We start from the raw sequence: 402 nt of genomic DNA, 5'->3' as shown, positions 1-402 counted from the left end.
GCTTAGACGATCAGTTTAGAGGGCGGCTTGAAGAAACGAGCCCAGGATTTGCTATTGCTGATTTAATCAAAGCAACATGGAATAGTGTAGAAAAAATAAAATTCATTATCGTGACTAACGGTGACCATAGAGCAAGAACTGATGCTGCTAGCTTTGATGTTATTGATGAAAAGCCAATAACCTTGAATATTTGGGATATTAAGCGGTTGAAGCGTTTCATGGAACAAGGGCTCGTTAGGGCTGATTCCGTTATCAACTTTAAAGATGACTTTGGCGGTGGTATTCCGTTACTGAAAGCGTCTGGTGGAAATGACGCCCTTGAAAGTTATTTGGCTGTTATTCCAGGAAAACAGCTTGCAGAAATATATGATAAATGGGGTCCTAGATTACTTGAGGCTAACG

At 40.5% G+C, this 402-nt stretch carries 1 pseudogene; it reads left to right on the top strand.

What is annotated here, in order from left to right:
- Positions 1 to 402 (top strand): annotated as a pseudogene (locus AB4512_RS24280) (hypothetical protein); the annotation flags it as partial.

Source organism: Vibrio sp. 10N.222.52.B7 (genome assembly GCF_041474275.1).
In the GTDB taxonomy this organism is placed as follows: Bacteria; Pseudomonadota; Gammaproteobacteria; order Enterobacterales; family Vibrionaceae; genus Vibrio; species Vibrio crassostreae_C.
The sequence above is the reverse complement of the archived record's forward strand: the minus strand, read 5'-3'. Positions and strand labels throughout refer to the sequence as shown.